A 26,711-nucleotide genomic window follows, 5' to 3' on the forward strand; every position below is an offset into this window, starting at 1 on the left:
ATATGTAAGCATGAAACTACGAATTCTTTCCATTATTCTGTTTCTGGCATTTTTAACAGGATATGCTCAGGACGGAAATTTTTATTACGAAACTGCAGTCTACAAGGAAACCATAAAAACGGCACTCATGTACCGTACAGGTTTTGTTTTGTCGAATCCCGTAATGGGGCTGAATGAAAATCAGTCGCTTACTTTCAAATTCGATGACCTGGACTCGAATGTTAAGGATTACTACTATACCATCATTCATTGCGATGCAGACTGGAAGGAAAGTTATATACCGCAAACCGATTATCTGGATGGATTTGCTGATAATCCAATTACAGATTATGCCATGTCGTTCAATACAACTTTTGATTATGTGAATTACCAGATCGAGATTCCGAACGAAAATGTGAAGCCCAAATTTTCGGGTAATTATGTACTGGTTGTTTTTGAAGATAACGACAAAGAAAAAGTCGTTTTAACACAGCGGTTCCAGATTTACGAATCGGCCGTTACGATTGAAGGCACTGTGCGTCGTGCCACTTTCGATGCGTTTAAGGGCACCAGCCACGAAGTTGACTTTACCGTACGTCATCCAAAATTGAGCATCCTGAATCCGAGAGAAGAAGTTAAAGTGGTGATTATGCAAAACAGCCGCTGGGATAATGCGAAAACTGATTTAAAGCCGCAGTACGTTCGCGATGGTCAACTGATTTACGATTACGATAAGGAAAATGTTTTTAAGGCCGGGAATGAATTTCGGTATTTCGATAATCGTACTAACCGCATGAATGGCGAAAATGTTATTGCTACAGATTTTATGCGGCCCTATTATCATAAAACGCTGGCTACTGATGAAATAAGGGCCAATAAAAATTTCTTTCAATATAAGGAGATGAACGGTAAATACTCGGTTGAAAGTCAGGACCAGGAAGTGCGGGATTATGACACCGAATGCGATTATGTTTTTGTGCATTTCAACCTGCCGGTTGAATCACCGCTTTTAGGTGGTAGCGTAAATGTTTTTGGTGGACTCACCCAATGGAACGCCAACAAAGGCAACGAAATGACTTATAATTTTGACAAAGGAGAATACGAGCTTACGCTTTTGTTAAAGCAAGGGTATTACAACTATATTTACGTCTATGTTCCGCAAGGCTCAATGACTGCTGATCATACCAATATTGAAGGTAGTTTCTGGGAAACAGAGAACGATTATCAGATCTTTGTTTACTACCGCGATTTGGCAGCCCGATACGATCGTTTAGTAGGTTACAGAATTTTGAATTCAATAGAAAACAGGAATTAAAGGCATAAAAAAGGTTGTAGTAATTAGCTACAACCTTTTCATCATATTAGAAAAACTTAATTCCCTATTTTTAAGGCTAAACCACCTCCAATGTAAAATTGGTAAAATGTAGAGTAGGTTGAAATTCCCGCTCCTGAACCACCACCACCAAACCAAAAGCTTCCACCTGCTGCCTGAACGGCTGAGTTTAATCCGGTTTGAATTTTTAGCCCGACCATTTCACTGGCCCAGATGTTGAGCCCGGCTTTCAAACCCCAGGCAAATTTGGTGGCATTCCCCGATTTTCCGGTATCAGGATTGTCTATATTGAAAATAGCAACACCAATTTGAGCTCCTGCATATGGCTCGATGGCAGAACCAGTTGGAAAATAACGGTTTCCACCCACCAAAATATAATTGGTAGCCACATCGAAAATCGAATATTGCGGACCATTGTTATAATAATTCATTGGCGCTTCGGTATCGAGCCTGAGGTAACAAATTTCAATGCTTTGAACCGGAGCCAGCATGTATTCCAGTCCGCCTCCCCATTGAAAGCCACCTTTTATTTTTCCCTTAAAATAATCGCTGTTCGAGTAATACGAATCTACCTGGTCGTCGAACGCATAAAAAGTATAACCATTGATGCGTAGATGGGGCTCAAACGAACTTTGAATCATCATTACGCGTTGCGGTTCCTGTTTCGACTTTGTGTCAGCGGCACTTGAATAACCGTAACCTACAGTTAAAATAGCGGCTAGTAGTAAAAGTGTTTTGATTTTCATTTTTTATTGTTAGTTAAATACATTGGTTCAAACTATTGCAGGGATTACCATTCCCATCCAAAACCGGTATGAAAAACATAATCGCTTTTCGATGATCCTTCGGCTGGTTTATTGTCGTAATTAAGTGTGTAACCCAGTTTTACATAGAAATCGAGTGGGAGGTCGTATTTCATATCAAACTTGAAATCGGAACGCCAACGTCCTGATTCAGTAAAACTTGGATAAGCTGTTAACTGAGTAAGAAGGCTAAAATCGCCTATGTTGAACAAATTTAGTTCGGTCCCCAGAAAACCTTCCCAGCTCGAACGGTCAGCAGTTAAGTCACCAGAATATTTTTCGTCGTTGTAGTTGGCACCAGCCGAAAAACCCCAGTACAATTGGTTGGTATGCAGCACGTATTTTCCCATACCGAGTTTTGCCGTTGTCCGTAAATCAAGTTGCTGTTCGCTATTCGATAAAAGTGAAACGGCTACCAATGGATACCAGTCGTGCGGGAGAAAATATTTATAGGTTAACGAACCGTCGGTACGATGGATGTCGTCAACATCGTCTTGTTGGGTTTTAAGCAGGCTGTAATCGGCATCAAGCTGCCAGCGCTTGGCAATGTATCCCAGATTGCTTCGCATGGAATATTGCCTGAAATTATTGGCTTTTGTAATGTCCCAGCCAAAATCAACCGACGCGTAAACCTGGCTCCAAAAGCCCTGGTCGATGTCGTCCATTATCACTATTTCTTCCGGATTTACTTCTATCGTTTGACCGTCATCGGTTGATAAAACCAATTTGCCAGATCCTGACGAATTGATGTTTCCGTTGTACCTGCTTCCGTTTGACAGCGTGATCAGAAAAAATGTTTTGGTGTAAATTTCCTTAATTCCGTCCCATTCAATGGTAAAATCGTCGTCGCTGTAATCAGTTTCAATCGACAAAACATTACGGTCCATCGTTTTTACTTCACCAACAATATAATTACCGTTTTTAAAAATGATGGAATCGGGTGCCTGGGCCATTGCCACATATCCGGTTAACACTAAAAGTAAAATTGTAGTAATTAGATTTTTCATTTTCTATTGAATTGTTTGAGTTATACTAAATTAAATCTTTTCCCTTCGATTTTACAATTTAACAAATCATATCAGGTTTGGTTCTGATAATTGTCAGGTCTAATTGACATTCGTATCTTGGAAAAACTGATTCAATAGAAGCTAATTTACGTTTTTTGAAATAAGTGTGGAGGACAAATAATGTTAAAATTTACTTCACCACGGCCATATAACCTTTTCCTTCGGTAAAAGGCAAGGCAAACCAGAATTCACTTCCTTTGTCTACTTTTGAATCAAACTGTAGCTCACCACCCAACAAAGCAATATAGTGCTGGGCAATTGAAAGTCCGATTCCGGAGCCTGAGGTGCTTTGATTGATCGTATTTGGAATACGGTAAAAACGACTGAAAATATTTTCGAATTCATCTTTCGGAATTCCGATTCCGGTATCTGTGACGATAAATTTAACGTATTCATTTCTTACCATTTCGTAACCTATTGTTACAACACCTGCCGGTGTATATTTAACCGCATTGTCTACTATAATGGTTAGCGCTTCTTTTAGTAAGTCAATATCGGTACTAAAACCGAATTCGGGATTCATAACTTCCAGTTTTAACTGAATACGGAGGTCTTTCGAATCAGGTAGATTGGGCGAATAAGCGTTGTAAATGTCCCGAATAATCGAGTTCACCTTTCCGAACTGGTGTTTCACTTCAATGTTTTCGGTTTCTATTTTAGAAAGGTGAATGGTATTGTCGATCATGTTGATCAGCTGCTTCCCGTTTTCGGTGATGGCATCAGTTATTTCAACACGTTCGAACTGATTCATATCAGCATCGACTAACATTCGTGTGAAATTGGTGATGATATTCATTGGGGTGCGAATTTCGTGCGACAGGTTGGCAAGGAAAGCCGATTTCAGTCGGTCGGATTCTTCGGCGCGTTTCAGTGCTTTTTCAAGGCCGAATTCGGCTGTTTTTCGCTTGGTGATATCGCGGGCAACCGAAATTACCGAGTTGGCGTTTAATTTCGCCAAACGCATTTCAAAAAGGAAAGTACCATTGGGTGTATTCAGCGAATATTCAATAGTTTCAATGGAATTGGTTTTTAAACAGCTTTGTATACAACTGTAAATCTTGTTGGCCATTTTATCGGGAAAACCGGCATTAAAAATCGAGCTGCCGATGATGTTGGCATCTTCCATTTTAAATAAATCACTTTCCTTAATCACAAAATCTTCGTAAATGCCGTCTTTGTCAATTACAAAGAAGATGTCGGGAATAGCCTCAAGCAGAACTTTGTATCTGCGTTTGTTGGCTTCCAGTTCGGCAATCTTTTGTTTTATGGTTGTAATGTCTTCAAAAATCAAATAGTAGAGATTATATCCCGGATTAATCACATGCGTTTTAAACCATTTGTCCATGTTGGAGGCATGAAACTCTGTAGTTTTTCGCCGGTTAAAAAGCAGTGTTTTGTTCACATCCAGTTTACCTTTAAAAATAAGGTTGAAAACATAATCGGCCTCCTGACCCTGTATTTCGTATAAATTGCGTTTAAAAGTAGATTCAAACGCATGGTTTACTTTATCGACTACAAGTTTTACGATGTTTCCGTCTTCATCTCTTTCTGCAATTATCCGGCTGATCATGAAGGATGAATTTTGTAAAACTCGATTCAGATTTGCATTTTGATTTTGAATAGCCTCAACGAGTTTTTCATTTTCAGTGTTTTGACGTTTCCACAGGTAAAAGGTAGGCAGAAATACGGCCAGAAAAATAAAAAGCGGATGGATCAGAAATGGCTCGTATATTGAAAAGGAATCGCGCAGTTGATCGCCAAGATACAAATGGCCACCAATGGTAAGAAGGCTGAGAATGGAAAACAGGATGACCTTTATATCATCTTTGGTAAAGAAATACAGGTATATTAAACCGGCAATCATCCACCATGCCGAAAAATGAACGGTTTGAGCAGGGGGAAGGTGTGAACTGAATTCAGAAATGTAATAGCCATAAAGAAATACCGGAATCAGAAAAATCATATTTATGGCGCATGCCGATCTGCCATTCAGTGTACAAACAATAGTCAGGATAGAAACTGCCAATAGCAGGAAGTCGCAAATTAAACAAAGTACTGTTCCCGGAAATAGTAAGTGGCTGAACAATATAATTAACATGCTTACCCCAACCACAGTCCACACAGTGAGGAGTTGAAACAGCTGTCTTTGCTTTTCCTTTGGAAGATCAGCCCAAAACTGAGCGTTTATGATATGAAATAAACTTCTTAACAATAATGTAAATGTATCAAAAATGTATTAAAAGACACGTGGGTAGCTGCAATTTTACGAAAATAGGATTAATACCCGGCACGTCCGATTCTTTTTATTATAAAACCATTCGATTTGCTTGCAAATGCTCAATAAACAAACTTAATAAGCGTTGATTTGACGCGTTTAAAAACCTGATTTTTGTTTTGTTTTTACAGAAACATGTGTTAGGCGTCAGATATTCAGTGGTTTAAATAAAAGTGAAAAATTTCAAGCCCTGATTTTTGTTATGATTTGAACGGGCAGTAATCCTTAGTTTTGTAGCAATCGGATAAAAGCTTGTGAAGTGTTCCCGGAATGAATGATTTGATACAGAATCTGTATGATTTTGCCAGGATCATCTAACAAAGAAAAAAGTAGCTTAGTGTTTATGCTGTCAACATAGCATAACAATCTGATAGTTAAAAGGAAATTATTATTAATTAAAAGATTATATCATGCCAAAAGGAATTTTTAATGTGCCGGTTGCCAAAAATGAGCCGGTATTAACTTACGCTCCGGGCACTCCGGAACGCAAAGAATTAAAAGCTAAAATTGCAGAGTTAAGATCTCAGGAAATTGAGTTGCCAATGATTATCGGTGGAAAAGAAGTTTTTACCGATCGTAAGGTAAGAATGTTTCCTCCGCACGAGATCGCTCACACTTTGGGTTACTACAACCAGGGTGATGCCAGCCACGTTGAGATGGCTATTGATGCAGCATTGAGTGCTCGTGAAAAATGGGCCAATATGTCGTGGCAACATCGTGCATCAATATTTTTGAAAGCTGCCGATCTTTTGGCTGGTCCTTACCGTGCTAAAATCAATGCAGCCACAATGTTGGGGCAATCGAAGAATGCGTTCCAGGCTGAAATTGATGCTGCCTGTGAATTAGCTGATTTCTTCCGTTTTGGTGTTCAGGTAATGACTGATATCTACAAGATTCAACCTGAATCGGCTAAAGGAATGTGGAACTACAACGAATACCGTCCGTTGGAAGGTTTTATTTATGCACTTACTCCGTTCAATTTCACTTCAATTGCGGGTAACTTGCCTGCTGCACCTGCATTGATGGGTAACGTAGCTGTTTGGAAACCTTCGAAAACTGCGGTTTATTCAGCGGGAGTAATTATGGAAGTATTCCAGGAAGCTGGTCTGCCTGACGGGGTTATCAACCTGGTGTTTGCATCGGGTCCAATGACAGCTGACATCGTACTAACACATCCTGATTTTGCCGGTATCCATTTCACTGGTTCAACAGGCGTTTTCCAGAGTATCTGGAAAAAGATTGGTGAGAACATTTACAAATACAAATCATACCCACGTATTGTTGGCGAAACCGGTGGTAAAGACTTCATTTTTGCCGACAACACCGTTAACAAACGTGCGTTGGCAATTGCCATGTTACGGGGTGCTTTCGAGTACCAGGGACAGAAATGTTCTGCTGCTTCGCGTGTTTATGTTCCGGAAAGTATCTGGCCTGAAGTAAAAGAGATTTTTGGTGCCGAACTGGCAACCGTTAAAATGGGGCCACCTGAAGATTTCACAAACTTTGTAAATGCTGTTATTGACGAAGATTCTTTTGATAAACTGAAAGGCTTTATCGATAGGGCACGCGAAGATGAAGATGCAGAAGTGATCTTTGGCGGTAACTGTGATAAATCGGTTGGTTACTTTATCGAGCCAACAGTTATTCAGGCCAAAACGCCTGATTACATTACCATGCAGGAAGAGTTGTTCGGGCCGGTTCTGACCGTTTATGTATACGAAGATGAAAAAATGGATGAAACACTGGAAATCCTGGATAAAACATCGATTTATGCCTTAACAGGTGCTGTTATGTCACAAGACCGATACAACATCGAGAAAATTACAAAACGCCTCGAAAATGCAGCCGGTAACTTCTACATTAACGATAAACCAACCGGAGCTGTTGTAGGTCAGCAGCCATTTGGTGGTGCACGTGGTTCGGGTACCGACGACAAAGCAGGTTCAATTTTTAACTTCCTGCGCTGGACGGCCATTCGCACGATCAAGGAAACCTTTGTTTCGCCAACGGAATATACTTATCCGAATTTTCAGGCCGACGAAGAATAATAAATACCAACGATAGAATGTTCATAAAGAGGAGATGACTTTGTACATCTCCTCTTTTTTTTGAGCAAACAGAATTCTATTTTTGTGAGAAGATTTACAACGAATGAACAAGGAATTTTTTAATAGCAGTGCTTTCAAACTTCTGAAGAATAAATACTTCATTACTTCAGTGGCATTTGTTATTTGGATTCTTTTTTTTGATGAGAACAGTATTTCGCGCCATTTGAAGGACCGGCGTAAGCTCAGCGATCTGGTTGAACAGAAAGCTTACTACCAGGAACGTATTGCGATTGACAAGCAAAAGTACAAGGAGCTGAACCGGGGTAAAGAAGAACTCGAAAAATTTGCCCGCGAACAATACTACATGTCCAAGCCCGATGAAGATGTTTTTATCGTTGAAGAAGTAGAAGACTAAAAACATTTTTCCGCATTTTCCGTTTCCATACTGATGCCTTGTGCGCTATTTGACGTATAATTTTATTTTATTATATTGCTCATAGAATGGATCACAACAACGACATATTCAGAATACAAACAAACAATGTCGCGCCTAGAAAGGGTAGGATTTTGATTGCCGAGCCTTTTTTGTCGGGGAATTATTTTAACCGTTCGGTGGTGTTATTGGTTGCCTACAGCGATAAAGGAGCTGTGGGATTTATTTTGAATAAGAAAGTCGATTTCCCGATGCAGGAAGCGTTTCCCGATTTTCCGGCGTTCGATACAACGGTATATCTGGGAGGCCCGGTTTCTACCGATTCCATCTATTTTATACACAAGCTGGGAATGAAAATTCCCGGAAGTATTCACGTACTCGGAGATTTATATTGGGGAGGCGATTTTGATGCCATTAAACGCGAAATTCGTTTGGGAGGAATTCATCCTTCCGAAATTCGTTTCTTTTTAGGTTACTCGGGTTGGGATGCCGGTCAGTTGGAAGAGGAATTGAAAGACGATTCGTGGCTGGTTACCGATGTTGAGCAGGAAGCTGTAATGGATGATCTCAATCCCGAATCGTGGTTTGCTTTTGTAAAACGTGCAGGCCGCAGATACTCAGTTTGGGAAAATTTCCCTGAAAATCCCGCGATGAATTAATCACTTCAGTTTTATCCAAAAAAGAACCGGTCCATCATTTTGGATGAACCGGCTCAGGTGTCGAAATAAAAAAATGTTTTTGACAGAATGTATAAAATCCTGAATTCAGCTTAAATCGATTCGGTTTCTACAACTTTCGACAGGATTTCAGAATAAGGCAACAGCAGGTATCGTTTACCGTCGAAGTCAATTTCTGTTCCTACATACTTTTTGTAAAGAACCTCGTCACCAGGTGCTATTTCTGCATTTTCGATGTTACTGATTGCAACTACTTTTGCAACCTCTTGTTTCTCTTTTGCAGAATCAGGAATAATGATCCCTGCAGCAGTAGTCTGCTCCGATTTGTCTTCCGACAGCTCGAGCAACACATTTTGGTTAATAGGCTGTAATTCTTTCATTTTACATTTAAATTTTAAAGTTATACGCTAATTCTCTGTCAATAACAGTTTGTCAATATTGTCAGTGAACATTTTTTTAGTGTCTTCTTTTGTTCTGGCAATTCCCGAACTCATGGTTGGTTTACCTTCCATCGGAATGTACAAAAATGCAGGAATTCCCTGGATACCAAAAACAGATGCCAGTTCGCGTTCAACCTGTGTATCTATTTTATAAATGGTGATTTTGTCTTTATACTCCGTAGCAATTTCTTCCAGAATTGGTGCTGCAGTACGACATGGACCACACCAGTCGGCATAAAAGTCGATAAGTACAGGTTTATCGCCTTTAAATTTCCACTCCTGTGGAGAATTTTCGTAGTCCCACACTTTCTCAAGGAACAAAGCCTTGGTCAGTTTTACAGTCGCTTTTTCATTGGAGGAAACGCTTTTAACTGGGTTTTCACCAACCGATTTTTCTGCTTTTGCCTGGCAATTGCTGAATCCAAACATCAGGGCTCCTGCAACAACCAGTGTTAAAAATGTTCTTTTCATATGATTATAATTATTGTTTTTAATGGTATCATATGTAATTCGTCCCGACAAAAGTCGGGGCTCATTTCATATCATTACTTTTTAATTTATTCCTAACAGCGAATTTATTCTTGTTTTGTCAAATCCAACAACTATCTGGCCATTTATTTCAGTTTGCGGTACTCCTTGCTGGCCACTTTTCTTCACCATCGCCTCAGCTGCTTTTGCATCCGCAGCAACATTTATTTCGCGGTAACGCACTCCGTTCGCATCTAAATGACGTTTTACCGTGGTGCACCAGCTACAGGTTGGTGTAGTATAAACAACAACATTCTTTTGCGGTTTGTTCTCATCTTTTGAGGCTGATACAAAGGCATTTTCTGAAATCATAGCCTTGAATTGCTCAGCTTGATGACAACCTTTAATGATCTTCTTTACGGTTCCCTGTTCAAACTTTAAAAGGGTAGGGACACTTGTAATACCGTATTCCGGATGGATGTCGCGAACTTCTGCAACATTGGCATAAAACAGAGAAACGTCACTATTTTCAGCAGTAACTTTTTGGTAATTAGCGAAAGCACAATCACTCTGCTCCGATCCGTTTTTGTACATAAGAAGCCAAACCGTACTATTGGTTTTGAAAACCTCTTTTAGTTCACTTATTGAAATAATTCCCTTCATTTTGCAAATATATGTAAAAATATAGATATGTATATACAAAGCTCGTGCCAATACATTTGAACTGTATTCCTGTCAGTGTTCAATAAATTTTTGACAGATTAAAGTCTTCCACGCAACCCATTTCGGTTTGAACTAATCTATATAGAAGATTGTGTATAAATTTAGAGTAGGATTTAAATTGAAGAAAGATGAAGAAAATTGCATTTGTAGTATTGGCCGTTTTGAGTGTTGCTTTTTTTTCGTGCAACGATGACGACGGCTATTCGCTGGGAGATTACTGGCTGGGGTTTGGAATAATTAAAATTGAATCGGACAATTATTCGATTATTCTGGATGATGGTGATGAATTGCAGGCTGTTGCCTGGAATGTTCACCCCGATCACATTGATTGGCTGGAAGATGGCGGAAGAGTGTTGGTGAATTTTACAATTCTCGACGATGTGACTGACGAGAATGGCGATGTTACAAAATACCTGGTAAAAGTGAATGACATCAGCGACATTCTGATGAAGGGAATCCTTGATATTACTGAGGAAAATGCAGACAGCATTGGAAACGATCCGATAATTGTTCAGGAATACTGGATGACAGATAGTTTGCTGAATTTCAAATTGCGCTATGCCGGTTATTCCGAAACACATTTTCTGAACCTGGTTCAGGATCCGACTGATCCTGTGAACGATGACGGAGATATTAAACTGGAATTGCGACACAATGCAAACGATGATCAGGACGCCATTTATTTCACGGCTTATGTATCATTCAGCCTGAATCAGTTAAGACAGGAAGGAACAGATGTTGTTAAAATCGAAATTTCGTCAACCGATTACGAAGAAGTGACTCACACGTTTAGTGTTGATTTCGATTACAGTAACCTGGAATTGCCAAATCAATAATATTCACAAGAATGAATGTTTTGGGAGAAGGTGTCTGTTGAGGCACCTTTTCTTTTTTTCAGGATATTCGTTTGAATGCTCCTTGCAAATTAATTACTTTCATGCCGAACTTTTTAAAAGTAAAAAGATGAGAAAAATTGCACTTATTGTCATCGCGGCCATGCTTTTGGGCTGTCAACAAAAAGAAACGGTCATGAAAAAAACTGAAAATTATGTTCCCGAAACTCCGCAACTCGAATCGGACATAATGACACCTGAAGTTTTATGGAGCTTTGGTCGATTGGGAAGCGCACAACTTTCGCCCGACGGGGAAACAGTTTTATACACGGTAACTTATTACAATATCGAGGAGAATAAATCGTACCGCGATATTTATACCATCCCGGCATCGGGTGGCGAGGCAAAGAATATCACGAACACGCCTGTCAATGAGGCTAACGCGATTTGGCGCCCCGATGGAAAAAAGATCGGCTATTTGTCAGCCGTTTCCGGTAGTGCGCAACTTTGGGAAATGAATCCCGATGGCAGCGGTGCCAAACAGATTTCCGATATCGAAGGCGGAATCAGCGGATTTCAGTATTCACCTGATCAGTCGAAAATTTACTACCTGAAAAGCGTGAAGCTCGATGATGATATTCACGATCTTTTTCCCGATCTTCCAAAGGCAAATGCCCGGTTGGAAAATGATATCATGTACCGCCACTGGGACACCTGGCACGATTACACTTACAATCACATTTTTGTAGCCGATTATTCAAAAGGAAAAATCACCGGCGGTGTTGATATTCTGGAAGGCGAGCGTTTTGATTCGCCTATGAAACCATTCGGCGGTACCGAGCAAATTGCCTGGAGTCCGGATGGAAAGACACTTGCCTATACCTGTAAAAAGAAAGTGGGAAAAGCTTACGCTGTTTCCACCAATTCGGATATTTACCTGTACAATATTGAAACCGGAAAAACCATCAACTTTACGTCGGGAATGATGGGGTATGATCAGAATCCGGTGTTTTCGCCCGATGGAAAATTCATCGCCTGGGAAAGTATGGAACGCGATGGTTACGAGGCGGATAAAAACCGCTTGTTTGTTGCCGAACTTGAAACAGGTGAGAAAAAAGACTACACGGAGAATTTTGATCAGAATGCCGCCGGACTAAATTGGAGTGCCGATGGAAAATCGATTTATTTCATCAGCGATATTCATGCTACCGACGAGATCTATCGTCTCGATCTGGCAGACGGATCAATAGCCCGGTTAACTGATGGCGTCCACAACTATCTAAGTGTGAGCCCTGCCGGAGATAAATTACTGGCACAAAAGGTTTCGATGTCGCAACCGGCCGAACTGTACATGGTTGATCCAATTACAGGCGAAGATGAAGTGCTCACTTCGATTAACAAAGGTATTCTCGATCAGCTGACCATGGGAAAAGTGGAAAAACGCTGGATGAAAACAACCGACGACAAGGATATGGCAGTTTGGGTGATTTATCCGCCACACTTCGATCCATCGAAAAAATACCCGACGTTGTTGTACAATCAGGGAGGTCCGCAGGGAACGGTTAGCCAGTTTTGGTCGTACCGTTGGAACTTTCAAATGATGGCTGCTAACGATTATATTATTGTGGCGCCGAACCGCCGCGGTTTACCCGGATTTGGACAGGAATGGAACGAACAGATTTCGAAAGATTACGGCGGTCAGAATATAAAAGACCTTTTAACTGCCATCGACGAAATGGTCAAAGAACCTTTTGTTGACGAAAGCAAACTGGGTGCGGTTGGCGCAAGTTATGGCGGTTTCTCGGTCATGTATTTGGCAGGCCATCACGAAAAAAGGTTTAAAGCTTTTATCGCTCACGATGGTATTTTCAATTTCGAGCACATGTACACCACTACCGAAGAAATGTGGTTCGTAAATTGGGATTACGGCGGTGCGTATTGGGATGAAACAAATGCTGCAGCTCAGCGGTCTTATTCGTTCTCGCCCCACAAATTTGTTCAGAACTGGGATACTCCAATTCTTATCGTTCAGGGTGAAAAAGATTACCGTGTACCGGCAGAACAAGGCTTGGCTGCCTTTAATGCTGCTGTTTTACGCGATGTACCTGCTCAGCTTTTGTATTTGCCCGAAGAAAATCACTGGGTGCTGCAACCGCAAAACGGCATATTGTGGCAGCGTGTTTTCTTTAACTGGCTCGATAAGTGGCTGAAATAATGAAACCGGTAATCGATCATATTCAAATCACGGTTAAGGATCTCGATGTTGCTGAGAAATTCTATGATGCTTTTTTCCCGATTCTTGGCTTCGATATCAGTCGCAAGGTAAAAGCGTTCATTCCGGAACATGATTTTTATGTAATCGAATATTCGCATGAATTACTGGCTTTTGCAATTACTTCGCCGCGCGAAGCTTTTAAAAACGAGGAGGTACACCGGCGAAAACCGGGAGCATTGCATCACCTTGCATTTCGGGCTGAATCCCGCGAAGAGGTTGACGAGGCATACCGTAAGCTGTTGGAAATGAAAGCTGTGATCGTTACTCCTCCAAAATTGTATCCCGAATACAGCAAAACGTACTATGCCGTATTTTTTAAGGATTTCGAAAATATCAAATACGAGATCGTTTGCAATCAATAAATTCACCGGGTGAGTTTGGGATGAAATTCCTACTCACCCCGTGAATATTTTCTTAGGCATTTTAGTTCCTAAAATGTATTCAGCAGTCCAACTACGAAGAAAGCTAAGCCCCTAAGTTTGGATGATTTTAAAATTAAATTTTCTTCGTGTCCTTCGTACCTTAGTGGTTTTGTGTGGTTGTTCCACTGAGCATCAATTCCATCATACTTTCAGCTGTCAATTCACCTTTCTTTTTAATCAGTTCGCGTGGAGTATCGTCGCCCACTTCATAAGTCATTGCTTCGGCATGAAAGGAATGAAAAATGGAAACTGTTGAATTGATTCGCAGCGCATCTTTTTCGTTTGGTCGAATGTTTGGGTCGTAGCCCGGAATATGCTTAGCCATGGTTTTTATAATTTTCGGAACTAACCCGGGCATATTTCCTTTCAATTTGGGTGAAATGGTGTAGAAAATATCTTCAAAAGTTGAATGAAAATCAACGGCAAAATAAAAGGTGTGTTTTTGGAGGATTTTTTCCTGCATAAATTTTCTTACAGCCTGGGTTTCGGGCTGGTTAAAAGCTTCCCAGTCACGGTTCAGGTCAATTCCTGCCGAAGAATTTCGCCAGTGGCCATTATCCACACCGTCGGGATTCATACAGGGCACAACATAAATACAGTATTCATTTCTGAACAGGGATGCGAGCGAGTCTTCAGGAACACATAAACGTTCAACAAAAGCTTTCATGGCCAACCAGCCTGTAACCTCCGGCGGATGTTGCCGCGACAGTATCATCAGTAATTTTTTACTTTCCGGGTTGCCTATCTGCATGATTTTTATCGGGCGGCCTTCGCGGCTTTTCGCCAAATCAGACGTAACCACAAAAGAACTTTCGGAAAGTTGTTCAGCCCATTTGTAAATATCGGTTGAAACGATTAATTCCTGCGCGGCGATCCATAATGTATCCGAAGTAAGCGAAAGATCAAGCGTGCAGTATTTCGGGCTTTCTTTGGTGTTTAATGCAGCAGGATCGGGATGACAGGCACTGGAATCAATCCTTGTCCACGTTTTGCCATTGTTGCTGATTTTTGGGTAATAGCGATGCGAATATCCGGCAGTGTAGGTTAGTTTTAACTGAATCTCCTGCGGTGTATCCGACCAGATCTTAAATGCATACCAGGGACTTTCGTTGATGGGGGTGTTTTCGGGTGTAATCAAAACACTAACTTCGTTTTTCCCCGTGAGTGCAACTCCGTTCAAACGTGCTCCTTCGAATTCATTCGAAAGATAAATGCCATTGCCAACTGCGTATGTTTTTTTAAGCTGATATTGGATTGGGCGCGTGGCGGTTTCCACCCGTTCTAAAGGCGCCTGGCCTTTCCATTTTTTGTCTCTAATTCCGCAAGATGCCAGTAAAATAAGGCCAATCAGAAAAAAATAGCCTGGTAGAATCCGACGAATGTTTATTCCCATTGTTGCGTAAATTGGTTTTAGGTCTAAAATGTATTGTTAAATCTAAGCATTTTCGTTCAAAAGCGTAAATTTGGCATGTATTTCATTTTCTTATTATGCGAAATATTAATGTTGGTTTTATTGGAGCAGGGGGTATTGCCCGGGCACATGTGTATGCCATTGAGGCTCTGAAGTTTTATTACGACGAGGTTCCCGAAATCATACTCGAGTCGGTGACTTCGTCCCGAAAAGAAAGCAGGGAAAACTTTGCCGAAAAATACGGATTCCGGCAAGCCCAAACGTTAGATGAATTCGCTGCCAATCCGGCCATAAATGCGGTGTTTATACTTGGCCCCAATAAAGTTCATTTCGAACATTTTAAACTGGCACTTCAAATGCCGGGCGTGAAATACATTTATCTGGAAAAGCCGGTTTGCTCGTCGCTTGAAGAGGAGAAACAAATGCAAAGCTTGCTGGAAAAGGCCGGTGATGATATAAAAATTCAGGTTGGCTTTCAGTATTTGCAAACATCGGCGGTGCGTGAAGGATTGAATTTCTGGAAGTCGGGTATGTTGGGAAAACCCATTCATTTCGATTTAAAATATTACCATGGCGATTATTTACAGGAAAGCTACCGCGAAAAGCGTGTTACACGTTTAACACCGGCTCCCGATGGTGGTGCCATGGCCGATCTGGGTTCGCACGGAATTAGTTTGCTGATGGCGTTTATGGGCGAAGACCTGCAAATTACATCGGCACTGCAAGCCGGTGATTTTGATAAAGTTTCTGCAGGCTCCGATCTGTTTAGTTCGCTGGCTTTGTTTGAGCCAAAATCAGGGGCCGTTGGGAATTTGTCAGCCAGCCGCATCAGTTCGGGTTCGGGCGATTTGGTGTACCTGGAAATATATGCCGAAAAAGGGGCATTTCGCTACTCATCGCAGCATTCTGAATATTACGAGTATTACCTTGAAGGCAGTAACCAGTGGGTAAAACAAATAATCGGTAGTAATTACAAACCGGTGAGCAGTTTCCCGTCAGGGCATGTTCCTCCGGGTTGGTTACGATCGATGATACATGCGCATTACTTATTTTTTACAGAAGATGACCAGCAGGCAAATATTGCCGATTTGAAACACGGACTGGCTGTTCAGCGAATTGTAAGGGAAACAGCCGATCATTTAAAAACTTTCAGACAGACATTCAAAAATGAACAAGCGTAAAAGTGGTATTTTACTACATATAACTTCCTTACCCGGCAACGACGGGATAGGAACGTTGGGAACCGAGGCATACCGGTTTATCGACTTTCTGAAAGAATGCGGGCAAAAACTCTGGCAGATTCTGCCGCTGGGTCCTGCCGGTGCCGGGAATTCACCCTATCAGTGTTATTCGGCTTATGCGGGTAATCCGCTTTTAATCGATACGGAGGTGTTGATTGAAGAAGGCTTGTTGGCACAAGAAGTGCTCGACGATCGTCCTGCATTCATTAAAAAGAAGGTAGCTTTTAAGAAAGTGGAAGACTGGAAATATCCTGTTTTGAATGCGTCTTTTCAACATTTTCGCGGGAAGGAATTTCATCGTTATCAGGATGAATACTGGCGGTTCCTCGATGAACATTCGTGGTGGCTAAATGATTACGCCTTGTTTATGGCTGCCCGCAAACATTTCAAAGGCGTTGAATGGGGGAAATGGGATGAGTCGGTTAAATTCAGGGAAGAAAAGGCAATTCAACAATTGTCATCAGAACTTTCCGATGAAATTGATTTTCAGAAATACCTGCAGTTTGTGTTCTTCAGACAGTGGCACCGATTAAAAGCTTATGCCAACGAAAAAGGCGTTGATATTGTTGGCGATGTTCCGTTGTACGTAAGTGGCGATAGTGCTGATGTGTGGGCCAATACCGATATTTTTAAACTCGACGAACAATTAAAACCCATTGAAGTAGGAGGGGTACCACCTGATTATTTCTCGGAAACGGGCCAGTTGTGGGGTAACCCGGTTTTTGATTGGGAGCGGCTGCGTAAGCGCGATTATGACTGGTGGGTGGCCCGATTACATTTTAACCTGCGTATGTTTAATTGTGTGCGTATCGATCATTTCAGGGGGCTGGAGTCATTCTGGTCGATTCCGGCTACCGATACCACTGCCATGAACGGATCGTGGTTGCCTGCGCATGGAACCAACCTGCTTCAAATTTTAAAAGGACATCTCGGCGATCTTCCATTCATTGCCGAAGACCTGGGAATAATCACTCCCGAAGTGGATAAAATGCGCGATGATTTCGATCTTCCCGGAATGAAAGTACTCCAGTTTGCCTTTACCACCGATGCTGCCAATAAAGATCTTCCTCACAATTACGACAGTAATTTTGTTGTGTATACGGGCACTCACGATAACGATACTACATTGGGGTGGCTTCAAGCCTTAAAACCGGAAGAAAAGGCAATGCTCGGGAAATATGTTGAAAGCCCGGTTGAAAACAAGCTTCAGCAGATTGTGACTATGGCCTTTGCTTCTGTGGCAAATATTGCCATCGTACCCATGCAGGATGTCCTGGAGTTGGATTCCAAATCGAGGATGAATACACCCGGAACCGCAACCGGTAACTGGGAGTGGCGTTTTTTCTGGTCACAACTCAGGCAAAATCAAAAAAAGTACCTGAAGGATTTAACAGAAAAGTACAACAGGTAAGTCCTGCCGCCTTCAATATTTTGGAAGTTTTATAGGATTGATTCCCCAGGTTTTGTTCACGTCATACAATTTTGTTAAAATGGAAGTGAATGATGCATTTATTGTTAAATGGTAAGTGTATCACCGCTTTTTCACTTTCTTTTTTTTTGTAAAGTAATATGCATCATTTTTCTATATTCAGTTGGTTTAAAATGAACATATGACTTATAATCTGTATTCTAAACTAATTCAATAGTATTATTAAAATTGGAATGTAATGTGAAAATTTGTTCTAAAGTTTCGGGTCCAGAATATTCATTAGTTGCGGTTTTGAATTATGATTACAGTAAGAATAACGGAATCAGGCGTTCGGCAGAACTATGATTGACTTTTACATTTGACTTCAAGAGAGAAAAGTGATAACTTACATATAAGTATTACTCAGAAGTACCCAAATAAGCTAAATTGTGATATTGCCTTTTTGTTAAAAAACAGAGTTCACTTCATGAAAAATGTTATGAATACTTTGGTTATCTATCAAAAATCAATTAATATTATTCCCAATACGATGTCATACATATTATACACAATTAAATATTAGCTTATGAAAAAATTTACCTTATTCATTGTTATGTACTTAGTGGCCATCTCAATGTCGTATGCACAAATCGACATTTCAGGAATGGTAGGGTACTATACGTTTCAGGACGAAGCAGATCTTTTTAAGAATTATGCCACTGAAGCAGGTATTGGAACCGTAAAATGCGAAGGTGTTATGCAGTTCGATCCGACAGCTACCGATGCCAGTGCCGATGATAAAGCATCGACAAAAGACAGCGACTGGTCGGTGATCGATGGAGTTAGCGACAAAGCTATTTCACTAAAAGCGCACAACTGGTTTAAAGTTTGGCACGGTATCCCGGCCAACGGTGGTGGTAGTTACGTTAACGATTTTACAGTAATTGTGGATGTGCGTGTATCTGACACTGCACAAATCTATTCATTGCTCGAAGTTAATCCAACTCCATCAGCAAGTGGATATACTTCTGAGATGGAAATCGTAGGCGGAGCGGTTGGATCGATTGGTGCACCGGCATCGGGTGAAGATGCCTTTGGTTTTTCCGAGCCAATTATTAAAGAAAACACATGGTACAGGATTGCATATGTGGCCAAACTTGGTGAATACATTAAGGTATTTGTCGACGGCGTTCTGGTTCGCTCAATGGAAGGCAATTTTCTTGATGCACGTCCTGCACCATATGGCGCAGATACAAGCCCTGACGATGCGGCAATGAAAATAGGTGGTAATAACGAATCAGCACCTGCGAACGATCCGCCTCGCGATGGCGACAAGGACGTTGATATGATCGCCGTGTTTAACAGAGATCTTACTGATGCTGAAATTGCTGCACTGGGAGCTCCCGGATCAGCAGGTGAAACAGGTGGATTAATTGGAAGATACACTTTTGAAGATACTGATGATTTGTTTAAAAACTATGCAATTGAAGACGGTGTTGGTAAAGTTCAGTGCGATGGCGTAATGCAGTATGATCCGGCGGCAACCGACACAAATGCCGACGATAAAGCTTCGACTAAAGATGTAGACTGGTCGGTTGTTGAAGGAGCTAAAGACAACGCAATCTCCTTGAAAGCACACAACTGGCTTAAATTATGGCACGGCATCCCTGCTAACGGCGGAGGTAGTTATGTGAACGATTACGCAATTGTTATGGATGTTCGAGTGGCTGATACTTCTGCAATTTATTCGCTGTTCGAAGTAAATCCAACACCACATGTTAATGGTTATACATCTGAAATGGAAATTTCGGGCGGAAAAGTTGGTACCGTTGGAGCCCCTGCTTCCGGTGCTGATCCTTTCGGATTTTCTGATGTTGTGATTGAGGAAAATACCTGGCACAGGGTTGTTTACAACGCTAAGTTGGGCGAATACATAAAAATGTATGTCGACGGTGTGCTCGTTCGTTCAATGGAAGGCAATTTCCTCGACGCTCGTCCTGCACCATACGGAGCTGATACTGATCCGGCAGATGCGGCATTTAAAGTATGTGGAAACAACGAAGCTGCTCCTGCAAACAATCCTCCTCGCGATGGTGATAAGGATGTTGACATGATCCTGGTTTATAACCGTCCGCTTTCCGACCTTGAAATTCAGGCGCTTGGAAAACCTGAGATTGTTGAAGAAGAAGAAACCGGTTTAATCGGTCAATATACCTTCGAAGATTCAGAAGACCTGTTTAAAAACTACGCTACCGAAGTTGGAGTAGGTACTGTTCAGTGCGATGGCGTTATGCAATACGATCCTGAAGCAACCGATTCGAATGCCGATGATAAAGCATCGGAAAAAGACGTTGACTGGATGGTAATTCCCGGTGATCAGGAGAACGACAATGCTATTTCATTGAAAGCGCACAACTGGTTCAAAATCTGGCACGGAATACCGGCTAACGGTGGTGGCGGCTATGTAAACAATTTCTCCCTGGTAATGGATGTTCGCGTTGCCGATACTTCTAAAATTTACTCGCTATTTGAAGTAAATCCTACTCCGAGCAGAAACGGTTATACCTCGGAACTTGAAATTGTTGGTGGACGAGTTGGTAGTATTGGTGCCCCAAAATCAGGTGCTGAAGCTTTAGGATTTTCTGATGTGGTAATCGAAGAAAATAAATGGCATCGAATTGTTTATTCCGCCCAGTTAGGCGAATATATCAAGGTATATGTTGATGGCGTTCTGGCTTTATCAATGGAAGGCGACTTCACAGACGCACGTCCTGCGCCATACGGAGCCGATACCGATCCGGCTGATGCAGCCTTTAAAGTTTGTGGTAACAACGAAGCTGCACCTGCCAACGATCCTGCGCGCGACGGCGACAAGGATGTGGATATGATTTCGGTTTACAACAAGAGTTTATCTGCCGAAGAAGTGGCTGCGCTCGGTAAACCTGAAAATAAAGAGGAAGCCGGAATACTCATCGGCGTTTATACTTTTGAAGATACCAACGACCTGTTTAAAAACTTTGCCACCGAAGATGGAATTGGTAAAGTTCAGTGCGACGGAGTGATGCAGTTCGATCCGGAAGCAACTGAAACCAGTGCCGATGATAAACCATCGACCCAGGACGTTGACTGGACAGTTGTTGACGGTGTTGAGGACAATGCCATTTCGATGAATGCTCACAACTGGCTCAAATTCTGGCACGGAATTCCTGCCAACGGAGGTGGTAGTTACGTTAACGACTTTGCAATTGTAATGGATGTTATGATTCCGGATACTTCACTTATCTATTCACTTTTCGAAGTAAACCCAACGCCAAATGCAACAGGTTATACTTCAGAAATGGAAATTGTAGGTGGAAAAATTGGTACAATAGGTGCTCCAAAATCAAGTGCCGATGCCTTTGGTTTCTCCGATGTTGTAATCAAAGAAAATACCTGGCACAGGGTGGTATACAATGCCAAACTTGGCGAATACATTAAAATGTACGTCGACGGAGTTTTGGTTCGCTCAATGGAAGGTAATTTCCTCGATGCACGTCCTGCTCCATACGGCGCCGATCTGTCGCCTGACAACGCAGCATTTAAAGTAGGAGGAAATAACGAAGCAGCTCCTGCCAACGATCCTCCACGTGACGGTGCCAAAGTGATTGATAAAGTAATGATTTACAGCATAAGTCTTACCGATGCAGAAGTTGAGGCTTTGGGTGCACTTGGAATCGAAACCGCGGTTGAATCGGTAGTTGATGAAGCCACATTCAGGTTGTATCCGAATCCTGCCAGCGATGTGTTGCATTACACGGCTGAAAATGTTGAACGATTCGATATTGTTAACATGGCCGGACAAACTGTATTCAGCACATTGGTTGAAAGCAGCAGATCATCGGTTAACGTAAGCAATTTAGAAACTGGTATGTACATTGTTAGAGCTCTGAAAAACAATGGAAGTATCGAAACTCAGAAGCTGATTATTCAGAAATAATAGCCAATAAGAACATCAATCCCGGTGAAAGCCGGGATTTTTGTTTTTGCTGACCAAGCAGTGTTGAATTAAGTGGAAGAAAAACAGTGTATTATGGAATTTGAAAACAATAGAAATAAATAGAATTAAAACCAGGATTATGAGAAGAACATTATTTTTTGTTGCCCTGCTAATTCTCAATTTATCGGTATTCGCCCAGACAAGTATTACGGGGCGTGTTACTGATGATGCCTCAGGAGATCCAGTTCCCGGAGCTTCTGTGGTGGTAGAAGGGACAACCGTGGGAACCGTCACAGGACCGGATGGCGCTTATACAATTCAGGTGTCGACGGGAACCGACATTATTGTATTTAGCTTTTTAGGTTACAAAACCGAGAAAGTTACAGTTGGCTCTCAAACTGAGATCAACGTTAGTTTAAAAGAAGACATTGAACAACTGGAAGAAGTGGTTGTAACAGCAATGGGTATTAAGCGCGAAAAACGAGCGCTCGGTTATGGCGCCCAGGATGTTGGTGGCGACGAAGTAGCTGCTGCCAATCCAACCAACGTTGTTTCGGCACTGTCGGGAAAAGTTGCAGGTGTTAGCATACTTACTTCTTCCGGGCAGGTGGGAGCATCATCATCGGTGGTTATTCGTGGTATAAAAAGTATTCAGGGATCAAACCAGGCTTTGTTTGTGGTGGATGGAACACCGATCATGAACACGATCAACTCGGCCATGTCGTCGAGTACGTACACCGACTTTGGTAATGCCGCTATGGACATCGATCCTTCAGAAATAGAAAGTGTTTCGGTACTGCGAGGTGCCAGTGCATCTGCTTTGTACGGAAGCCGCGCTGCCAACGGTGTAATTCTTATCACTACAAAAAAAGGCAGCCAGAATAAAGGACTTGGTGTTGAGCTTTCATCATCGGTAGCTTTCGATAATGTTTACCTTCTGCCCAATTATCAGAATGAATACGGCCAAGGACGTAACGGAAGTGAATATGAATGGCAAAAAAACTATTCTGATCTGACTTACCAGGAGTTTCACGACCTGAGAGAATTCCGGTGGGGATTGGATGGAAGTGGTTACCGGATGGACTGGGACGAAAGCTGGGGATCGAGACTGGATGCCGGCCTGATGGTGGCTCAGATGGATTCACCGCTCGATGAAAACGGAAATGTGATCCCGACTCCATGGGTGTCGCAACCCGATAACGTAAAAGACTATTACGAAACCGGAATTTCAACGGTAAATAATATCGCTTTATCTGCCAGCAGCGAAAAGGCTAATGGCCGATTAACGCTGGGGCATAAAACACAAAAAGGTACAGCTCCGAATACCGATATGCGTCAAATTAATATTGGAATTAAATCGGAGTTTAAACTCACCGATAAATTGTCGTTCGATGTAAATGTAACCTACACCGACCTTCAGAACGATAACCTCCCTCAACAGGGTAACTCAATGAGGAATCCATTGTTGGAATTCAATTCATGGTTTGGCCGCCAGGTAAATACACAGTACCTGAAGGAACATTACGACGATATCATCATTTACAATGGTAAACCTACTGCTTTCAACTGGATGATGGATTACGATTCGCAACATCCAAACCCATACTGGAATGCGTATAAGAACACCATGTCGAGAGAAAGAAACCGTGTATTTGGTAATGCTGCCATTACCTGGAATGTTGCGAAGGGAATTGATTTGATTGGTAGAGTAGGGACCGACTTCTTTAACGAGCACCGTAAATTTAAGTATCATCAGTATTCCCGCGACTGGACCGATATGTATGAGTTCTCGACAAATGGAAATTTCTGGGAACAATACCGGATTGAAAAAGAAACCAATGCCGACTTATTGCTTGAGATAACAAAAGCAGTTGGCGATTTTGATATTTTGGCCACAATTGGTGGAAATTACCGACAGGCCTTTGACCGCTTTGCAACAACCTCGGGATCAAACCTGATTGTACCTGACTTTTTCTCAACTTCAAACTTCGAAGGGGAGCCAACCGTTAGTTTTACCGAATACAAGAAGGTAACTAACAGTGTTTTTGCTTCGGCCAATATTGGTTTTAAACGGTATTTATACCTTGATATGACCGTACGTGGCGACTGGAGTTCGACCCTGCCAAGCGACAACTGGAACTACTGGTACCCTTCGGCTAATCTGAGCTTTATTGTAACCGATGCTTTGGGACTTGAATCAAGCTGGTTGAATTATGCCAAAATACGTGGTGGTTATGCAGTTGTTGGTAACGATACCGGGCCGTACAATTTGTCGCCTGTTTTTTACTCTATCGGAACAACATTTAACGGCGTGAACCTTTTTGGTGCGCAATCAACACTGCCTTCCTACAACCTGAAACCAGAACTTACCAATAGTTTCGAGGTAGGTGGTGAAATGAAGTTTTTCAATAACCGATTGGGACTCGACCTGACATATTACAATGCCACTACCAAAAATCAGCTTTTGAGCGTTGATATTCCTGTTTCATCAGGTTATAGTTCATGGATGAAAAATGCCGGTGAGATCTTAAACAAAGGTTTCGAGGTTCAATTGTACGGAACTCCTGTAAAAACACGAGATTTTAGTTGGGATATAGTATTGAACTGGGCAACTAATACCGGCGAAGTAGTAGAACTCGCCGACGGACTCACCGAATTGCAACTTGCGTATTACTACTCTTACGGCGATGTGTCGCTAATGGCATTTCCCGGCGAACCAATTGGCGATTTGTACGGAACCACTTTTGCCCGTAACGACAATGGCGATATTCTGGTCGACAGAAACGGTATGCCTTTAACATCGACCGAATCAGAAATCCTTGGAAACATCAATCCCGATTACTTTGGAGGAATCCGGAATACTTTCACGTATAAAGGTTTTAGCCTGACTGCACTGATCGACTATCGAGTTGGTGGCGATGTGTTCAGTATGACAAAATCAGTAGGACAAAAAGCAGGTATTCTGCAATCAACCGTTGAAGGAGGTATTCGTGAAACAGGAATGATTGCTGAGGGCGTTTACGAAGATGGCACGATGCTCGATCTGAACAACGACGGAACAGCAGAAGATGTAAGCGGACAAGCCAATCAATCGGTGATTTCAGCACGCGATTACTGGCGAAATTCAAGAGACTGGGCCGAACTGGCTATCGTTGACGGAAGTTACGTGAAACTCAGAGAAGTGGTACTGGCATATCGTTTCCCGAAGAAAATCGTAAACAGCATCCTTTTGCAGGACCTTACCATGTCGGTTTACGGACGTAACCTGGCACTGCTTTATACCCACGAAAGCAACGATGTTAATATCGATCCTGAAGTAGCATCAGGTAGTACTCTGGCAGGAGCAGGACTGGAAGCTTATCAGCTGCCACCTTCTCGTACGATAGGATTTAAACTTAATGTGAAATTTTAAAACCGACTTACAATGAAAACAAAAATATTGATAACATTATTTAGCTCGGCAGTTCTTGTTTTATCCTCTTGTACACAGAACTTTGAAGAGATCAATACCAATCCGAACAACCCGGATATTGCTCCGTTGACTAACGTCTTCGCGAATGTGATTGAAGACATCACCGAGCGTTTTGGAACAACAGAAATGGAATATCCGGCCGCTTATGTCGGACATGTAACTAAAGGGACTTATACCACGGTTACCAACTACCAGGGAAGCCCAAGTACCGATATGTGGAACGGCACCTACCGGTCAACACTTTCGAATGTGAACTTTGTAATTGAAGGTGCACTGGAGAACGAGAATAACAATCTATGGGCGGCTGCTACGGTGTTAAAAACATACGCGATGCAAATGGTTACCGATGTGTATGGTAAAGTTCCGTATTTCGAAGCCGGTCAGGGAGCCGATGGTTTGATTCATCCAAAATATGACTCGGAAGAAGCCATTTATGCCGATTTGCTTAAAACGTTGGATGAAGCCAACGAGAAACTGGTTCCGGGAGCTGAGAATGGTTTGCTGGGAGCCGGCGACCTGCTGTATTATGGCGATATCACCAAATGGAAGAAATTTTGTAATTCGCTGCACCTGCGTGTTGCCATCCGGATGTCGAATGTGGATGAAACAACTGCAAAAGCAGAGATTTCGAAGATTCTCAGCAATCCCGATGTCTATCCGGTTTTTACCAGCAACGAGGATAACGCTTTTCTTGCTTACCCGGGCGATGAAGACTGGATTGAGCCATGGACAGCCCGTCACAGTTCAATTGGTGACGACTGGATGGCGAAACCGATCGTTGATGTTATGAACGATCTGGAAGATCCGCGTTTGGAATTCTACGCCGCACCTCTTACCGATGGTACGTACAGTGGTCTGGAAGTTGGTAAAGATGCCGATATCAAATACTCGCGCGTAAACGACCTTTTTGTAAATAATCCCGGTGGTTCTGTGTATTTCCTGAAATTTGCTGAAGTACAGTTTATCAGAACCGAAGCCATTATGCGCGGGTTCGTTAATGGCAGCGCCAAAGATGCCTACGAATCGGCCATTACAGCTTCTTGCGAGGAATATGGAATAGGCAGAAGGGACATTTCGAATTACATTGAAGGATTTGATGTAGAATTTGCAAACGATCTGAACCAGGTTTACCTGCAAAAATGGATTGCACTTTTCCGTCAGAGCTGGGAAGCCTGGGCAGAAATGCGACGGACTGATGTTCCGGCGCTTTCGCCTGCGGTAAACTCGGTTCACAGTGGCCATAATCGTCCGCCATTCCGTTTTTCTTATCCCGACTCCGAAAGGAAACTGAACAGTGCCAATGTTCCAGCCGACGTGAATGAAGTTCACGATTACTGGGGCTACCAGATTTGGTGGGATACACGTTCAGGTGTCCAATAAATAGCTAAAAACTTGAAAAGTAATAAGAAAGACAATCCAAAAGATTG

Annotated in this window: 19 protein-coding genes; 12 read left to right on the plus strand and 7 right to left on the minus strand. The window is 42.1% G+C overall.

What is annotated here, in order from left to right; all coding sequences use genetic code 11:
* Positions 1 to 10 precede the first annotated feature (10 nt).
* Positions 11 to 1,294 carry a type IX secretion system plug protein gene (locus HFD85_RS17060; protein ID WP_167612634.1) on the plus strand — a complete coding sequence of 428 codons (1,284 nt, stop codon included), beginning with the start codon at positions 11 to 13 and terminating at the stop codon, positions 1,292 to 1,294.
* A gap of 56 nt (positions 1,295 to 1,350) precedes the next feature.
* Here the strand turns inward: HFD85_RS17060 and HFD85_RS17065 are convergent, their stop codons facing one another.
* The 3 genes from HFD85_RS17065 to HFD85_RS17075 form a co-directional block, all read right to left on the minus strand.
* Positions 1,351 to 2,058: a porin family protein gene (locus HFD85_RS17065; RefSeq protein WP_167612636.1), complete on the minus strand. Its 708-nt coding sequence runs from the start codon at positions 2,056 to 2,058 to the stop codon at positions 1,351 to 1,353.
* A gap of 44 nt (positions 2,059 to 2,102) precedes the next feature.
* Positions 2,103 to 3,122, minus strand: coding sequence for a DUF481 domain-containing protein (locus tag HFD85_RS17070; RefSeq protein ID WP_167612638.1), 1,020 nt, complete (start codon positions 3,120 to 3,122; stop codon positions 2,103 to 2,105).
* Positions 3,123 to 3,312: 190 nt separating this feature from the next.
* Positions 3,313 to 5,145 carry a sensor histidine kinase gene (locus HFD85_RS17075; protein ID WP_167612640.1) on the minus strand — a complete coding sequence of 611 codons (1,833 nt, stop codon included), beginning with the start codon at positions 5,143 to 5,145 and terminating at the stop codon, positions 3,313 to 3,315.
* 722 nt (positions 5,146 to 5,867) lie between these two features.
* Between HFD85_RS17075 and pruA the strand changes: the two genes are divergently transcribed.
* The 3 genes from pruA (at position 5,868) to HFD85_RS17090 (ending at position 8,597) form a co-directional block, all read left to right on the plus strand.
* The gene (gene pruA, locus HFD85_RS17080) at positions 5,868 to 7,505 is read left to right on the plus strand and encodes an L-glutamate gamma-semialdehyde dehydrogenase (RefSeq protein ID WP_167612642.1); all 1,638 of its coding nucleotides are present in this window, start codon (positions 5,868 to 5,870) and stop codon (positions 7,503 to 7,505) included.
* 103 nt (positions 7,506 to 7,608) lie between these two features.
* Positions 7,609 to 7,920 (plus strand): FtsB family cell division protein, encoded by a 312-nt coding sequence (locus tag HFD85_RS17085; RefSeq protein ID WP_167612644.1) that lies wholly within the window; start codon positions 7,609 to 7,611, stop codon positions 7,918 to 7,920.
* 86 nt (positions 7,921 to 8,006) lie between these two features.
* A complete protein-coding gene (locus HFD85_RS17090) occupies positions 8,007 to 8,597 on the plus strand; it encodes a YqgE/AlgH family protein (RefSeq protein ID WP_167612646.1) in 591 nt (196 codons plus the stop codon).
* Positions 8,598 to 8,707: 110 nt separating this feature from the next.
* On the opposite strand, the gene HFD85_RS17095 is transcribed toward HFD85_RS17090, so the two are convergent.
* From HFD85_RS17095 to HFD85_RS17105, 3 genes are all read right to left on the minus strand, one after another.
* Entirely contained in the window at positions 8,708 to 8,995 is a 288-nt protein-coding gene (locus HFD85_RS17095) for a co-chaperone GroES (RefSeq protein WP_167612648.1), read from the minus strand.
* A gap of 27 nt (positions 8,996 to 9,022) precedes the next feature.
* Positions 9,023 to 9,526, minus strand: a complete 504-nt coding sequence (locus HFD85_RS17100) for a thioredoxin domain-containing protein (protein ID WP_167612650.1) — start codon at positions 9,524 to 9,526, stop codon at positions 9,023 to 9,025.
* An 81-nt stretch (positions 9,527 to 9,607) separates the two neighbouring features.
* The gene (locus tag HFD85_RS17105; RefSeq protein WP_206082007.1) at positions 9,608 to 10,186 is read right to left on the minus strand and encodes a thioredoxin family protein; all 579 of its coding nucleotides are present in this window, start codon (positions 10,184 to 10,186) and stop codon (positions 9,608 to 9,610) included.
* A gap of 188 nt (positions 10,187 to 10,374) precedes the next feature.
* On the opposite strand from HFD85_RS17105, the gene HFD85_RS17110 reads away from it, so the two are divergent.
* From HFD85_RS17110 to HFD85_RS17120, 3 genes are all read left to right on the plus strand, one after another.
* Positions 10,375 to 11,082, plus strand: coding sequence for a NigD1/NigD2 family lipoprotein (locus HFD85_RS17110; RefSeq protein WP_167612652.1), 708 nt, complete (start codon positions 10,375 to 10,377; stop codon positions 11,080 to 11,082).
* 193 nt (positions 11,083 to 11,275) lie between these two features.
* Positions 11,276 to 13,294, plus strand: coding sequence for a dipeptidyl-peptidase Dpp5 (gene dpp5 / locus HFD85_RS17115; protein WP_240925069.1), 2,019 nt, complete (start codon positions 11,276 to 11,278; stop codon positions 13,292 to 13,294).
* Entirely contained in the window at positions 13,282 to 13,716 is a 435-nt protein-coding gene (locus HFD85_RS17120; RefSeq protein ID WP_206082008.1) for a VOC family protein, read from the plus strand. The genes dpp5 and HFD85_RS17120 overlap by 13 nt, the downstream gene beginning before the upstream one ends.
* A gap of 160 nt (positions 13,717 to 13,876) precedes the next feature.
* Here HFD85_RS17120 and HFD85_RS17125 read toward each other — a convergent pair whose 3' ends face one another.
* Positions 13,877 to 15,169 carry a M14 family metallopeptidase gene (locus tag HFD85_RS17125; protein ID WP_167612656.1) on the minus strand — a complete coding sequence of 431 codons (1,293 nt, stop codon included), beginning with the start codon at positions 15,167 to 15,169 and terminating at the stop codon, positions 13,877 to 13,879.
* Positions 15,170 to 15,264: 95 nt separating this feature from the next.
* On the opposite strand from HFD85_RS17125, the gene HFD85_RS17130 reads away from it, so the two are divergent.
* From HFD85_RS17130 to HFD85_RS17150, 5 genes are all read left to right on the plus strand, one after another.
* A complete protein-coding gene (locus HFD85_RS17130; protein ID WP_167612658.1) occupies positions 15,265 to 16,368 on the plus strand; it encodes a Gfo/Idh/MocA family protein in 1,104 nt (367 codons plus the stop codon).
* A complete protein-coding gene (malQ, locus tag HFD85_RS17135; RefSeq protein WP_167612660.1) occupies positions 16,355 to 17,839 on the plus strand; it encodes a 4-alpha-glucanotransferase in 1,485 nt (494 codons plus the stop codon). The genes HFD85_RS17130 and malQ overlap by 14 nt, the downstream gene beginning before the upstream one ends.
* A 583-nt stretch (positions 17,840 to 18,422) precedes the next feature.
* Positions 18,423 to 21,812 carry a T9SS type A sorting domain-containing protein gene (locus HFD85_RS17140; RefSeq protein ID WP_167612662.1) on the plus strand — a complete coding sequence of 1,130 codons (3,390 nt, stop codon included), beginning with the start codon at positions 18,423 to 18,425 and terminating at the stop codon, positions 21,810 to 21,812.
* 139 nt (positions 21,813 to 21,951) lie between these two features.
* Positions 21,952 to 25,224 (plus strand): SusC/RagA family TonB-linked outer membrane protein, encoded by a 3,273-nt coding sequence (locus HFD85_RS17145; RefSeq protein WP_167612664.1) that lies wholly within the window; start codon positions 21,952 to 21,954, stop codon positions 25,222 to 25,224.
* Between the two features lie 12 nt (positions 25,225 to 25,236).
* Entirely contained in the window at positions 25,237 to 26,664 is a 1,428-nt protein-coding gene (locus tag HFD85_RS17150; protein ID WP_167612666.1) for a SusD/RagB family nutrient-binding outer membrane lipoprotein, read from the plus strand.
* The last annotated feature ends 47 nt before the right edge of the window (positions 26,665 to 26,711 follow it).

This window comes from Maribellus sediminis (genome assembly GCF_011799805.1).
Taxonomy (GTDB): Bacteria; Bacteroidota; Bacteroidia; order Bacteroidales; family Prolixibacteraceae; genus Draconibacterium; species Draconibacterium sediminis_A.